This window comes from Rhodococcus sp. 2H158, assembly GCF_053764755.1.
Window position 1 is genome coordinate 58,815 of sequence record NZ_JBSNCE010000014.1, and the last position, 13,101, is coordinate 71,915.

General features: G+C 71.7%; 18 protein-coding genes. 9 read left to right on the forward strand and 9 right to left on the reverse strand.

Annotation, left to right across the window (positions count from 1 at the left end):
- Positions 1-102 precede the first annotated feature (102 nt).
- From ACWPOB_RS15395 to ACWPOB_RS15405, 3 genes are read left to right on the forward strand one after another with little or no spacing between them, the layout of a single operon-like run.
- Positions 103-843 (forward strand): TetR/AcrR family transcriptional regulator, encoded by a 741-nt coding sequence (locus tag ACWPOB_RS15395; protein WP_100058607.1) that lies wholly within the window; start codon positions 103-105, stop codon positions 841-843.
- A gap of 41 nt (positions 844-884) precedes the next feature.
- The gene (locus ACWPOB_RS15400; RefSeq protein ID WP_455401347.1) at positions 885-1,232 is read left to right on the forward strand and encodes a DUF4873 domain-containing protein; all 348 of its coding nucleotides are present in this window, start codon (positions 885-887) and stop codon (positions 1,230-1,232) included.
- Between the two features lie 30 nt (positions 1,233-1,262).
- Complete coding sequence (locus ACWPOB_RS15405) at positions 1,263-2,123, forward strand: polyphosphate kinase 2 family protein (protein ID WP_455401348.1); 861 nt, start codon at positions 1,263-1,265, stop codon at positions 2,121-2,123.
- An 18-nt stretch (positions 2,124-2,141) separates the two neighbouring features.
- Here the strand turns inward: ACWPOB_RS15405 and ACWPOB_RS15410 are convergent, their stop codons facing one another.
- Positions 2,142-2,363, reverse strand: a complete 222-nt coding sequence (locus tag ACWPOB_RS15410; protein ID WP_100056085.1) for a hypothetical protein — start codon at positions 2,361-2,363, stop codon at positions 2,142-2,144.
- A gap of 133 nt (positions 2,364-2,496) precedes the next feature.
- Between ACWPOB_RS15410 and ACWPOB_RS15415 the strand changes: the two genes are divergently transcribed.
- Positions 2,497-2,988: a DUF6328 family protein gene (locus tag ACWPOB_RS15415; RefSeq protein ID WP_455401349.1), complete on the forward strand. Its 492-nt coding sequence runs from the start codon at positions 2,497-2,499 to the stop codon at positions 2,986-2,988.
- A 6-nt stretch (positions 2,989-2,994) separates the two neighbouring features.
- Here ACWPOB_RS15415 and ACWPOB_RS15420 read toward each other — a convergent pair whose 3' ends face one another.
- Entirely contained in the window at positions 2,995-3,891 is an 897-nt protein-coding gene (locus tag ACWPOB_RS15420; protein ID WP_100056083.1) for an SDR family oxidoreductase, read from the reverse strand.
- Between the two features lie 85 nt (positions 3,892-3,976).
- Here ACWPOB_RS15420 and ACWPOB_RS15425 point away from each other — a divergent pair, with 85 nt between their 5' ends.
- A complete protein-coding gene (locus tag ACWPOB_RS15425; protein WP_455401350.1) occupies positions 3,977-4,990 on the forward strand; it encodes an iron-containing redox enzyme family protein in 1,014 nt (337 codons plus the stop codon).
- A gap of 60 nt (positions 4,991-5,050) precedes the next feature.
- Here the strand turns inward: ACWPOB_RS15425 and ACWPOB_RS15430 are convergent, their stop codons facing one another.
- Positions 5,051-5,467: a DUF5709 domain-containing protein gene (locus ACWPOB_RS15430; RefSeq protein ID WP_100056082.1), complete on the reverse strand. Its 417-nt coding sequence runs from the start codon at positions 5,465-5,467 to the stop codon at positions 5,051-5,053.
- 166 nt (positions 5,468-5,633) lie between these two features.
- On the opposite strand from ACWPOB_RS15430, the gene ACWPOB_RS15435 reads away from it, so the two are divergent.
- On the forward strand, positions 5,634-5,789 hold the full coding sequence (locus ACWPOB_RS15435; protein WP_003937495.1) for a DUF6131 family protein: 156 nt from the start codon (positions 5,634-5,636) through the stop codon (positions 5,787-5,789).
- A gap of 130 nt (positions 5,790-5,919) precedes the next feature.
- Here the strand turns inward: ACWPOB_RS15435 and ACWPOB_RS15440 are convergent, their stop codons facing one another.
- The 6 genes from ACWPOB_RS15440 to ACWPOB_RS15465 all read right to left on the reverse strand — a co-directional run bounded on the left by ACWPOB_RS15440 (position 5,920) and on the right by ACWPOB_RS15465 (position 10,584).
- Complete coding sequence (locus ACWPOB_RS15440; protein WP_455401418.1) at positions 5,920-6,129, reverse strand: CDGSH iron-sulfur domain-containing protein; 210 nt, start codon at positions 6,127-6,129, stop codon at positions 5,920-5,922.
- Positions 6,130-6,205: 76 nt separating this feature from the next.
- On the reverse strand, positions 6,206-6,847 hold the full coding sequence (locus ACWPOB_RS15445) for a HemK2/MTQ2 family protein methyltransferase (RefSeq protein ID WP_100056080.1): 642 nt from the start codon (positions 6,845-6,847) through the stop codon (positions 6,206-6,208).
- Positions 6,848-6,949: 102 nt separating this feature from the next.
- Complete coding sequence (locus ACWPOB_RS15450) at positions 6,950-7,330, reverse strand: hypothetical protein (protein WP_100056079.1); 381 nt, start codon at positions 7,328-7,330, stop codon at positions 6,950-6,952.
- An 88-nt stretch (positions 7,331-7,418) separates the two neighbouring features.
- Positions 7,419-9,014, reverse strand: coding sequence for a phytoene desaturase family protein (locus tag ACWPOB_RS15455; RefSeq protein WP_455401351.1), 1,596 nt, complete (start codon positions 9,012-9,014; stop codon positions 7,419-7,421).
- On the reverse strand, positions 9,011-9,469 hold the full coding sequence (locus ACWPOB_RS15460; RefSeq protein ID WP_100056078.1) for an SRPBCC family protein: 459 nt from the start codon (positions 9,467-9,469) through the stop codon (positions 9,011-9,013). Before ACWPOB_RS15460 ends, ACWPOB_RS15455 begins: the two co-directional genes overlap by 4 nt.
- A 35-nt stretch (positions 9,470-9,504) precedes the next feature.
- On the reverse strand, positions 9,505-10,584 hold the full coding sequence (locus ACWPOB_RS15465; RefSeq protein ID WP_455401352.1) for an NAD-dependent epimerase/dehydratase family protein: 1,080 nt from the start codon (positions 10,582-10,584) through the stop codon (positions 9,505-9,507).
- Positions 10,585-10,656: 72 nt separating this feature from the next.
- On the opposite strand from ACWPOB_RS15465, the gene ACWPOB_RS15470 reads away from it, so the two are divergent.
- The 3 genes from ACWPOB_RS15470 (at position 10,657) to surE (ending at position 13,093) form a co-directional block, all read left to right on the forward strand.
- Positions 10,657-11,247, forward strand: a complete 591-nt coding sequence (locus ACWPOB_RS15470; RefSeq protein WP_455401353.1) for a DUF2231 domain-containing protein — start codon at positions 10,657-10,659, stop codon at positions 11,245-11,247.
- 75 nt (positions 11,248-11,322) lie between these two features.
- Positions 11,323-12,297 (forward strand): PfkB family carbohydrate kinase, encoded by a 975-nt coding sequence (locus ACWPOB_RS15475; protein WP_100056077.1) that lies wholly within the window; start codon positions 11,323-11,325, stop codon positions 12,295-12,297.
- A 4-nt stretch (positions 12,298-12,301) separates the two neighbouring features.
- A complete protein-coding gene (gene surE / locus ACWPOB_RS15480) occupies positions 12,302-13,093 on the forward strand; it encodes a 5'/3'-nucleotidase SurE (protein ID WP_006946475.1) in 792 nt (263 codons plus the stop codon).
- Positions 13,094-13,101: the final 8 nt, after the last annotated feature.

A 13,101-nucleotide genomic window follows, 5' to 3' on the forward strand; every position in this document is an offset into this window, starting at 1 on the left:
TTCGGCACACCGTCTCACCTACGAACGGGACATCCGCACGGGGTGCGGCACACCCCCTTATAAACTGGGCGGACGATCGACAGCGAACGGATGTGCCACCCAGTGCCGAACCACCGAGTTCCCCAGCCCCTGCCCCCGACCGACACGCCGGTCCCGACAGCCGCCGCGCCGACCAAGCAGGACGGGCGCAAGCGCCGCTGGCACGAGCACAAGATCGCCCGGCGCGAGGAACTGGTCGACGGCACGATCAAGGCGATCCGGTCCCGCGGGCGCGACGTCGGGATGGACGAGATCGCGGCCGAGATCGGCGTGTCCAAGACGGTTCTCTACCGGTACTTCACCGACAAGAACGACCTGACCACGGCGACGATGCTCCGGTACGTGGAGACGATCCTGGCTCCGCGCATCTACGCGGCGGTGGCGGAGGACCTCGACGAGTACGACCTGACCCGGGTCGCGATCGCCACGTACGTCGAGACCGTCGCCTCGGATCCCGAGGTGTACCTGTACGTGATGACCAACAGCGCCGCGGCCGGGCGCGACGTCGTGGCGAACTCGGAGCGGATGATCGCCGAACTCGTCGCGACGGTGATCGGCGAGCGGCTGCGGCATCTGGAGATGGACTCGGGCGGTTCCGTGCCGTGGGCGTACGCGATCGTGGGCGCGATCCAGCTCGCCACCCACTGGTGGATCTCCAACAAGTCGATGTCGGCGGAGGATCTGACCGACTATCTCACCATGATGACCTGGGGCGGAATTTCCGGGATCGCCGCCGTCGGCGGCTCGCCGGCCCGGTTCAAGAGCCAGCCGCACCCGCTGCTCCCGGAGTCCGGCACGCCGTGACCCGATTCCTGTAACTGGCGTTTACATGTAAAGTCGCGGGCATGTCCGACCCACACGACGACGAACCCGACGGCTACCGCGGCCCCGCCGAGATCACCGTCGGCGAGCAGCACGCCACCACGGAGGTGCAGCTGGCCGGAGCGTTCGACCCGATCAGCGGCCGCTACCGCTGGCGTGGCCGGATCCGCGGCCTCGCGGCAGCCCTGCCGCCGGGCGCCGACCTCTCCCCCGGCACCGACGTCGGCCTGACCGTGCCCGGGCCCGGCGGCCCCGCCCCGGCGACCGCCCGGATCACCGAGACGGACCTGTGGGGCAGCCACATGGTCGACGGTGTCTCGGCCCCGCCCTACCCCACCCGCCCCGACGACACCGAACTCGAACCAGGCTGACCCGGTCGCCGGATGTGGCACCCTCGGCACATGACCGTCAAGAGCACCGATCCGTGGCAGACGCCGGCCGTCGAGGTGCTGCGTGCCCACCCCGGGACCAGGGTCGCCGAGATCGACACCAACGACACCCCGGGCTTCTCCGGCGACAAGGCCACCGGCGAACTGCTCATCGAGGAGCGGGGCGCGATGCTCTCGCGGCTACAGGAGATGCTGTTCGCCAACGGGCGCTCGGGCGACCGCCGGTCGGTCCTGCTGATCCTGCAGGGCATGGACACGGCCGGCAAGGGCGGCATGGTCCGCAATGTGATCGGCCACGTGGATCCGCAGGGCGTCGACCACACGTCGTTCGGCGTGCCCACGCCCGACGAGAGGCGCCATCACTACCTGTGGCGCATCCACAAGGCGCTGCCGCGGGCCGGGCAACTCGGCGTGTTCGACCGCTCGCACTACGAGGACGTCCTCATCGTAAGGGTCCACAACCTCGTACCGGAGAGCGTGTGGAGCGCCCGGTACGACGAGATCAACCAGTTCGAGCGTGAGCTCGTCGACAGCGGGACCACGCTGATCAAGGTCGCGATGTTCGTCTCGCTCGAGGAACAGAAGCGGCGCTTGGCAGAACGGCTCGAGCGGCGGGACAAGCACTGGAAGTACAACCCGGGCGACGTCTCCGAACGCAGACTGTGGCCGGCGTACCAGGAGGCGTACCAGGCGATGCTCGACAAGACGTCGACGGCTCACGCCCCCTGGTACGTCGTGCCCTGCGACCGCAAGTGGTACAGCCGCATCGCCGTCATGGAACTGCTCATCGACGCGTTCGAACGCCTCGACCTGGACTGGCCGCTCGCCGGGTTCGACGTGGAACTCGAGAAGCGGCGCCTGGCCGAGGCGTGAGGCGGCGGGACCGGACCGTCAGAACAGGTGCGGCGTCTCGCGATGCAGACGGTGGTCGTGATGGACGGTGCTACCGATCATGGCGATCGCCGTCGCGACGGCGACGACGCACACCACACCGGCGACGAGCGCCCACCCGCCGTTGCCGGAACCCGCGGCGTAGAGGAAGGCCGCAAGACTTACGATCGAGAGCAACGCGAGCATGTACCCGGTCCATGCGACGAACAGATTGAGCTTCATGACCGCTCTCCTTCCTCAGAGCGCCGTTGTCCCTGGTGGAGCCGACAGTACCCCCACAGTGACACAGGTCACAAGTGGGCCGCCATGGTCGCCGAGGAGGTTTGACGGGCACCGTACGGGGCATGCCGAGACCGTGCAGCCCGCAGCGGTGCCGAACGAGGACTGGAACAGACAGGTCCGGCACGAGACCCCCGTGCAGCGGCTGGACCGGAACTGGTCGAGCCTGCTGCAGGAGCTGCGCGTCGTGCAGACCGGCGTCCAGCTCCTCACAGGCTTCCTGCTCACCCTGCCGTTCCAGAGCCGGTTCGACGAACTCACCGACTTCCAGCGCGGCGTCTACCTCGTCACCGTGCTCGCGTCGATCGCGGCCACCATCCTCCTCGTCGCCCCCGTGGGCATGCACCGCCTGCTCTTCCGGCAGCGCCGGCTCCCCGAGCTGGTGAACACTGCGCACCGCTTCGCCATGGCGGGCCTGCTCCTGCTGGGCGTCGCGATGACCGGCGTCGTCGTGCTCGTCGTCGGACTGGTGGTCAATACCGCCGCCGGCATCGCCGCGGGCGTCGTCACGGTCGTGCTGTTCCTGACCCTGTGGGTCGCCTACCCGTGGCGCTACCGGCGGCGGTGACCGGGCTCAGCCGGGCAGCGTCTCGCCACCGATCGGTGCGAGCACCTCACCGCTGTAGTACGACGACATCGTCTCGGAGGCGAAGAAGACGTACGAGGGCGCGATCTCGTCGGGCTGCGCGGCCCGGCCGAACGGGGCCTGCTGCCCGAACGTCGCGACCTTCTCCGCATCCATGGTGGCGGGGATCAGCGGCGTCCATACCGGCCCCGGCGCGACGCAGTTGATGCGGATTCCCCGATCCTGGAACGACTGCGCCAGCGAGTACGTCAGCGCGAGCACCGCGCCCTTCGTCGCCGAATAGTCGATCAGCGACTTGTTGCCCCGCAGACCGTTGATGGAGGCGGTGTTGATCACCGCGGAGCCGCGGGGCAGGTGAGCGAGCGCCGCCTTCGTCACGTGGAAGTAGCTGTCGATGTTCACCGCGAACGTCCGCCGCCACTGGGCGTCGTCGAGCTCGGTGAGGTCGTCCACCGGCTCCTGGTACGCGACGTTGTTCACCAGCAGATCCAGGCCGCCGAGCGCCGCAGCCGCGTCGGCGACCACCGCGCGACAGTGCTCCGCCGCGGCGAGATCGCCCGGGAACAGCTGGCATTCACGGCCTGCACGCCGCACCAGTTCCGCGGTGTGCTCGGCGTCGTCGTGCTCCTCGAGGTAGGCGATCGCGACGTCGGCCCCCTCCTTCGCGAAGGCCACCGCCACCGCGCGCCCGATGCCGGAGTCGCCGCCGGTGATCAGGGCCTTGCGTCCGGCGAGCAGGTCGCGGCCCCGGTAGTCCCGCATCTCGTCGCGGGGCTGCTCGGCCATGTCGGCCGTCGCACCGGGATAGTCGATCGTGTGGGGCGGGCGCTCGACGTCCTCGCCCCCGGGCGCCGTGTTCTCGTTGTCGCTGTTGTCACCGTTCATGCCCGAGCGGATACCCGCGCGAACTCGCCCCACACCCGCGCGCCGCAGGGCGTTTCGCACGAATCGGGTCCGGGTATCCGCGCACATGCCTGCGAATTCGCCGACCGTCGTGATGCAGTCCTCCGCCTTCCCGCGGGCCCGGGGCCCTGTCTCCCGAGAGGTGATCGAGCGGCTCGCGCGTCCGGCCGATACCGTGATCTGGCCGATCGAGGTGGCCGGGATCGACCCCTACGGCGAGGACGCCCAGCTGGCCCTGACGGTGCTGTACGAACTGTCCTACCGCGGGTTCGACGGAGTCGACGCGGGCTGGGAATGGGCGCCGGGCCCGCTCACCGTCCGGGCCGGCCTCGAGGGGCTGTTCCTGGACCGGCTGCACGCCGACGTGCCCTCGGGCAACGATCCCCAGCGGGTGTTCGACGACCTGTGCCGCGAACCCGAGGACGCGCGGGGCATGTCCCACCACCTCTGCGAACGCGGCACCTGGGAGCAGGTGCGCGAGTTCTTCGTACACCGGTCCGTCTACCACCTCAAGGAGGCCGACCCGCACTCGTTCGCCATCCCGCGGCTCACGGGCCGGGCGAAAGCGGCGCTCGTCGCGGTGGAGTTCGACGAGTACGGCGGCGGCCGGGCCGACCGCATGCACTCGACCCTCTACTTCGACCTGCTCGCCGCGGCCGGACTCGACCCGGGATACCTGGCGTATCTGGACCGGGTGCCGGCGGAGACGCTCGCGACGGTGAACTTCATGTCCCTGTGCGGCCTGCACCGCGCACACACCCCGAAGCTCGTGGGGCTGTTCGCCTCCGCGGAGATCACCTCCTCCCCGATGGCGCGCCGCATGGCACGCGGCCTCGAACGCCTCGGCGCGCCGAGCGCCTGCATCCACTTCTACACCGAGCACATCGAGGCGGACGCGGTACACGAGCAGGTGCTGCGCTACGACGTGGTAGGCGATCTGGTGGAACGGGATCCGCGCTGCGCGGGCGACATCGCGTTCGGCGCAGAGGCGATGGAATACCTCGAAGGCCGGCTCGCCGCCTACGTGCTCGAGCGGTGGAAGGACGACGAGTCGTCCCTGCTCGGCGCCGGAGCCGTCTGAGCGTCCCTCCGGCCGATCGCCGCCCGGCATCCGAGTTCTCGGGTGCCGGGCGGCCGCCGTTCAGTCCTGCCGGTCGGACTCCTCCTCCTCGATCAGGTGGACGGCCGCTTCCTCGGCGGAGGCCGCGCCCCCGTCGATCCCTACGTCCGTGCCGAACAGCTCGGAATCCACGTCCTCCGCGGTGCCCTCGTCCGGCGCGACGAGGCGTCCCGCGCGCGCCCGGCCCGCCTCGGCGACGGAGCTGCGGAACTCGCTCTCACCCTCGTCGTCCTCGCGTTCGGGCTCCTCCTCGCGGAGCCGTTCGTCCAGGCTCTCGTGGCGTTCGAGGCCGACGGGCCGTTCCACCGGCGAGAATCCCTCGTCGAGGACGTCGTCGACACCACGGTCGATCAGGGAATCCTCCGGCTGCAACTGGTCCTCGTCGTCGACGCTGTACTCGCCGGGGACGCTGTCCCCGGGGTTCTCCGAAGTAGGCATGCACCCGACAATGCCACCGGCGCCGTCTGCGCGCCACGGATCGACGCGAAGTGCACATCCTTCTCACAACGAGAGGTTCGCGAGGTTTCGGCACATCCGATGCGGGTATCCCCTCTGCACGGCCCGGATCCGACCGGCAACGGGCACCGACAGCGAGGTGACACTCATGATCATTCTGGGTTTGATTCTGCTCGTGGTGGGTTTCCTCACCAACATCTCGATCCTGTGGACGCTCGGGATCATTCTCCTGGTGGTAGGCGCAATCCTGGCGATCCTCGGAGCAACGGGCCGGGCTGTCGGCGGCCGGAAGTACTGGTATTGACACGTGACGCGTGACGACGCGTAAACGCGTTGCGGGGCGGGCGGTTCCTCAGGAACCGCCCGCCCCGCGTTGTCCACAGGCGTCGTGCGCACCCGGCACAACCGGTGCCCCGGCCGGAAACGGGCGGGTCTCAGCGCGGATCGCGCCGGGGCCGGCGGTGGCTGGTGTCGCACAGCGGGTACCGCTCACTGCGACGGCACCGGCAGATCGCGACGACGAACCGGTCCGATTCCACCTCGTCGCCGTCCTCGGCCACGATGCGCACCGGGCCCTCGACCAGGACGGGACCGCCGCGGACCAGGCGGACGACCCTGGGCTCCGCCCCCGCGAGACCCTCCACCCGCAGTCCCGGGCACAACTCGGGCACAGCGACGCCCCCGGGAGACGTGTCCCGGGGGCTGCCGTCCGTGGCTACCTCACGGGCAGTGTGTTCGATCGGCACGGATCACCACCACTTCCTCGGTGTCGACGCCCGCGGGCAGTTCGTAACGCGCCCGCAGATACCCGGCGCGGCGGCGCATCACAGGCCCGAACGGGATCCGGCGACGCGCCACGACGGAGGCCTTGAGACCGCCGTCGCGCAACCGGACGAGCGTCTCGTCCACCCCGGCGAACTCCGAATGCACGACGAGAGCGAAACCGCCGGGGGACAACAGGTTCGGCAGGCTCAGGCACAGTGGGTCGAGCACCGCCCGGCCGTCGGCGCCGGCATCCCAGCGGGCGTCACCGTCACCGGATGCGTGCGGTACGTAGGGCGGATTGGACAGCACCACGTCGAACGGTCCGTGCCGGTCGGCTTCGTCCAGTCCGCCACGCAGGACACGGATGGGAAGCTGCCGCGACCGCGCGTTGATACGCGCCGCGAGGACCGCGCGGGGTGCGATGTCCAGTGCCGTCACGGACCCGGCACCGGACATGGCCGCCGACACGGCGATGAACCCTGTGCCGGTGCAGAAATCGAGCACCTTGGCGCCGGGGGGTGCCGCCGCACGATCGAGTGCGCCGGCGAGCAGATGCGAATCCTCCTGCGGGCGGTACACACCGGGCAGTCGCCACACCCTCCTGGGCGCCGGCACGTTACCGGACCCCGGCTGCGACGGCACGGCCCCCGTGAGTGGACCGGGCGAGGGACACGATGGGCTCCGGGCGAGACGTCGTTGTCATACGTGGGAGTACCCCTCCGAGCGGCCGCCCGAAACGCGGTGCGGGTGGAAAACGGTGACGGTGGCGCGCCGCGACGCGGGAGCCGCGGCGCCGCCCGGATGGTTGCGGAACAATGAGGACCCGGCACGGGCGGGCTCCCGCCGCGCGCCGGCCGGCGCCGCCCCGGTAGGGGCCAGCGAACCGAGCATGAACGACAGTCCCGCCGCCACGGCGAGTCCGGCCCCGATGCCCGTGAGGGCGGAAGCGGAGAGCACACCCACTCCGACGGCGGCGATCACGCAGATGCCCGCGGCGATTGCGGCGACTCCGCCTTCCACCTCGCGCAGCGCCCGCGGCACGAGGGAAGGGTTGTGCACCTGCCGGATCGGTGTTCCCACTGGCGTTCCCATGCCTTCTGATACCCCGTCGGCGAGTCGCTCAACCCCGAAGGCGTGAATCTCCGCGTTCGGCAAGGGCACCGGGAATTCAGCTGCGCGTCAGCACGTCCGAGATCGCCCCGTTCAGCCGCCGCCGCACCCTGCCGCCCACGCCGTGGTCGCGCAGGGCCGCCCGGGCCGCGTTCCACCCGCACATCCCGTGGACGCCACCGCCGGGGTGGGTGGACGATCCGGCCAGGTACACACCCTCGATCGGGGTGCGGGGACCGCCGAAGCCGGGCAACGGCCGGAACACGAGCTGCTGATGGATCTGGGCGGTGCCGCCGTTGACCGCTCCCCCGACCAGGTTCGCGTTGGCGGCCTCGAGGTCGCGCGGGCGTTGCACGCTGCGGTGCACGACCGAGCTCAGCACCCCCGGAGCGTGCGCCTCGAGCTCGGCGTCGACGCGCCGGGCGAGTTCCTCCGCGGAGACGTCGTCGGCGACACCGCGCGGCAGATGCGTGTACGCCCAGGCGCTTTCCGTTCCCTCCGGGGAGCGGGCCGGATCGGTGGTGGTCATCTGACCGAAGATGATGAACGGGTGCTCCGGGACGCGGCCGGTCGCGAGGTCGGCCGACCAGTGCACGAGACCGTCGGCGTCGGCGCCGAGGTGGACGGTCCCGGCCGTCGCGAGTGCCGGCGAGCGCCACGGAATCGGCCGGTCGAACGCGTAGTTCACCTTCACCACGGGCGTGTCCCACTCGAAGCGGCGGAGGTCGTCGCGGACCGCGGCGGGCACGGTGTCCGCGGGCAGGAGCGAACCGAACAGTGCCGGCGCGGACACGTCGGCCAGTACCGCGCGCCGTACCCGGAACCGCTCGCCCTGCTCGGTGCGGACCTCGGTCGCCACACCGCCGACGACCTCGATGCCGGTGACCTTCCGGCCGCACAGGATCCGGGCCCCGCTGTGTTCGCCGCGCCGTGCCAGGGCCGCCGCGAGCTCCCCGGCGCCGCCCTCGGGCACCGGATAGCCGACGTCCTGGGCGAGCATGGTCAGGACGTATCCCATGATTCCGCTGCCCGCCGAGTCCACGGGGGTGTCGGCGTGCATGGCGTTGCCGAGCAGCAGCAGCCGCGCGTGCTCACCGCCGAACAGTTCCTGGGCCATCCGGCGGGCGGGCAGCGCCAGCATCCGGACGAAGCGCAGTGCGTCCGCGGTGCCGAGCCGGCGGATCAGCCCCGCCGGTCCGCGTACCGGCGGAAACGGCTCGAACAGGGCACTCAGGAAGGGTTCTCGGATGCCCTTCCACTGCTCGGCCAGGCGGATCCAGGTGGACCCGTCGCCGGGGTGGCGCCGTTCGAGTTCCGCCGCGGTCTCGGTGACGTCCGGGTAGACCACCGCGGCGTCCTCGTCGTCCGGTCCGGCGGCGTGCCCGTACACGCTCGGCGCCCGCCGCAGCCGCAGCCCGTGCGACGCGAGGTCGAGCGCGCGGAACGCCGGTGACGCCGCCGCGAGGGGGTAGAAGGCGCTGAACAGGTCCATGCGGAAGCCCGGATGTAGTTCCGCCGTGCGGACGGCGCCGCCGATCTCGTGCTGTTCCTCGAGCACCAGGACGTCCCAGCCGGCGTCGGCGAGCACGGCCGCCGCGGTCAGGCCGTTCTGGCCGGCGCCGACGACGACGGCATCGACCGTCTCGGTGCTCACTCTCCGACGCCCTTCGGCTCCGTGGCGTGTTCGGCCATGAGCATGAGCCGGCGCAGGCACTCGACGTTGCGCGGCAGCACCAGCCGGGCCTGGATCGCGCCGGGTATGAGCTGAGCCGGGCCGGCGGCGGCCTTCTCGGCCATCTCGATCCGGCACCCCCCGGGCCGCTCGTGCAGGCGCATGGTGATCTCGGCCTGGCCGGCCGGCCACGCCCGCGCACGCAGCTTCAGCTCCCTGCCGGGGATCGATTCCACCACCTCGGTATGGTCGTTCAGCAGGGCGGGCCACACCCCCACCGAGTGGTGGATGCGGCTGCCCACCGCCGGCCACGCGTCGTCCACCGCCCGGATGCGGGAGGCACCCACCACCCAGCTCGCGTACGACCAGCCGTCGGCGAGGACATCCCACACCTGTTGCGGCGTCGCCGTGGTGTCGCGCTGCGCTGTTTCGCTCATCCCGATACCCTCTCTCGTCGCTCCGCCGCGAGTGGTCACGGCGGCACGCGGCGCCCGACGGTCCCGCGGCCGAGCAGGACGCTCATCGTCTCGAGCGGCCCGCGACTGCGCAGGACCGGGCTGTCGGTGCCGGCCTCGGCCTGCATACCCGCGATGGCCTCGCGCCACACCTGGGGGCCCGGAACGGTCGGTGCCCAGTCCAGGTCTCGGCGGGCCCGGTCGCAGTCGAGCATCGGGGTGTTGTAGGCCAGATCGATCCACCCGCCGGCGATCGGTTGCAGGTGGACCTGCCAGGTCGCCTCGACGACGGCCCGCAGCACCTGCCGCGGTACGGGGATCGCACGGGCCCCGAACGCCCCGGCGATGTCGCCCGCTCGCAGCGGTTCGGGGGTCGCGAGGTTGAACACGCCCGGCGCCCGCCGCTCCAGGGCGACGTCGAGCGCGGCGGCCACGTCGTCGGCGTGCACGGCGGGGATCGCAGTTCCGGGGTCCACGGGCAGCAACGGCAGGTGACGGAGCACGACGTCGGGCACGTATCCCGGCACCGCGTAGCGGCGCAGCGCGCTGCCGCCCGCGTACTGGCCGATGAAGCCCGGCCGGAAACGGGTGACGACCGGCGCCGCGGCCGCGCCCGCGATCCGCTCGTCGAGCAGCCGTTCCGCCGCGACCTTGTCGACGCTGTACGCGCACGAATCGATGCCGGTCGCGGGCCACGACTCGTCGACCGCCCGGCCGTAGGCCCCGGCCGCGTACACCGCGGCCGAGGACATGTGCACCAGGTGTCCGACGCCCGCGGCGAGGGTCGCCCCGATCACGGCGGCGGTGCCGTCCACTCCGGTCCGGCGCAGATAGTCCCGCCGGTGCGAGGGCTGGAAGCCCCAGGCCAGGTGCACGACGGCGTCGGCCCCCTCGACGAGGGGACGCAGCCCGGTCTCGGCGCCGGGTGCGGCGAGGTCGACGCTGTGCCAGGTCACGCCGTCGTAGGGGTCGGTGGGCGGCGGCACGCGCCGGGCGACGGCCACGATCTCCGGCGGCTCCGATCGCCGGGCGAGGCGCCGCAGCAGGGCGGTGCCGAGGTTGCCGCTGGCGCCGGTGATCACGATGCGCTGTCTCATGATCGCAGGAGATACCCCGGCGATCCGCGTCGTACACCCGTCGTGGCAGGTTTCACCCGGTGGGGGCGGGGTATGCCCGTGGGTATGACGGACTCGCAGATGGAGATCCTGTATTCCGCGGCGGAGTCGGCGACGCGGCTGGACGGTCCCGCCAACGCGCTGCGCAAGCGGATCGGGCGGCTGGCGGACAGCCCGCTCGGCGCCGTGCTCCACGGCGCCCCGGTGGGCCACCCGCTGCACCCGGCGCTGGTGACCGTCCCCATCGGGGCGTGGACCGCGGCCGGCGTCTTCGACGCCCTGCGGCAACCCGAGACCGCGCGGCGGCTGATCGGGCTCGGCTTGCTGGCGACGCCGCCGACGCTTCTGACCGGCTGGGTCGACTGGGCGCACACCGACACCGTGCAGCGCCGGGTGGGGCTGATCCACGCGGCCGTCAACGGCGCCGGAGCGAGCCTCATGGCCCTGTCCTACCTTCGTCGCCGCCGCAGCCCCGGTCCCGGCGCGGTGGCGCTGAGCGCCGCCGGCACGGCACTGATCGGGCTGGGCGGCATGCTGGGCGGGCACCTCGCGTACTCGCTCGGCGCCAACGTGCACCCGCCCGAGGTGCCGAACGCCCCCGTCTACGATCCCGTCCTCGCCGACTCCCCCGACGGTACGGCCTGACCGAGGCCGGACCGCAACGCGAACCGCGCGTCCGCCACCGCGGGCGCCGTCTCCTCCTCATTTCGAAGGACCCGCATGAACCCCGCTCCCCGCGACGGCAACGACGACAGCGCGCCCTCCGCCTTCGTTTTCGCACCCACTCCCCTGCTCACCGTCACCATCGAGTCGTCGCCGTCGGATGTCCCGGAACTGCACGTCCACGCCGGAGGGCAGGGCTTCTGGATCGCCCGCATGGCGGTCACACTCGGCCTGAAGGTGCGGCTGTGCGGCACCTTCGGCGGCGAGACCGGCCCCGTCGTCAGCGATCTCATCGCGCGCGAAGGAGTATCGGTGCGATCGGTGTTCACCGCCGGGCAGAACGGCTCGTACGTGCACGACCGCCGCGGGGGCGAGCGGGAGGAGATCGTCGAGGTTCCGCCGCCGACGCTCAACCGGCACGAGGCCGACGACCTGTTCGGCGCGGCGCTGGCCGAGGGCCTCGAGGCGGACGTGGCGCTGCTCGGTGGCCCGCACTCCGACCGGGCGGTGCCGCACGACGTCTACACCCGGCTGGCGGCCGACCTGACCGCCCTGGGTGTTCCCGTCGTTGCCGACCTGTCCGGCCCCACGATGACCGCGGCGCTCGAGGGCGGTCTCGCCGTGCTCAAGGTCAGTCACGAGGATCTCCTCGAGGACGGCAGGGCGAAGTCCGACGACGTCGACGACCTCACCGCGGCCATGAAGGAACTCGTCTCGCAGGGCGCCCGCAACGTGGTGCTGTCCCGCGCCGGCGACCCCGCCCTCGCCCTCGTCGACGGCGAGCTGTGGGAAGTCGTCGCGCCGCCGCTGAACATCGCCGACCACCGCGGCGCCGGCGACTCCATGACCGCGGGGATGGGCGCCGCGCTGGCCGCCGGAGCCTCGATGGTCGAAGCCCTGCAGCTCGGTGCCGCGGCGGGCGCCGTCAACGTCACGCGGCACGGGTTGGCCACGGGGCAGCGAGAACTCGTCGACAAGGTCGCCGAGAGCGTCGAGGTCCGGCCGTTCGCGAAGGGGAAGAGGGGGAGGTAGGACCGTGAGAGCGCTGATCGTCAACGACGACGGGGTGGACAGCCACGGCATCTCGGTGCTCGCCCGGGTGGCGGTGGACGCCGGTCTCGACGTGGTGGTGGCCGCCCCCCATGCCGAGCGCAGCGGCGCCAGCGCGTCGCTCAGCGCACTCGAGGAGGACGGCCGGCTCGTCGTCGCGCCGCGGGCGTTCCCGGATCTGCCGGACACGACGGTGCTCGCCGTCGAGGCGTCGCCGGCCTTGATCGCCTTCGTCTCGATGTACGGGGCGTTCGGCCCCAAACCCGACATCGTCCTGTCGGGAATCAACCACGGCCCCAACACTGGCCACGCGATCCTGCACTCCGGCACGGTCGGCGCGGCGCTCACCGGAGCCAACCACGGCAGCCTGGCCCTGGCGGTCTCGCTGTCCGGTTCGGTCCACGAGCACTGGGAGGGTGCCGAAGTCGTCGCCCGGCACGCCCTGCAGTGGGTGCTGACTCAGGGCACGCCCGGCACGGTGCTCAACGTCAACGTCCCCGACATCCCACTGAGCGAACTGCGCGGCCTGCGCACGGCACCGCTCGCGGCGTTCGGTGCCGTGCAGGCCGACATCGGCGAAACCGACCAGGACCCGGACGACGGGGAGCGCCAGTACGTCACCGTGACCTTCAGCGACATCCGGGCCGACGAGGCCGAGGACACCGACGCGGGCCTGCTCGCCCAGGGCTGGGCGACCGCGACGGCGTTGCGCTCCCCCTTCGAGGCCGCCGACGTCGACACCGCGGATCTGCCGCGCACCGCGGCCGACCTGGTGTGACGCCGGCG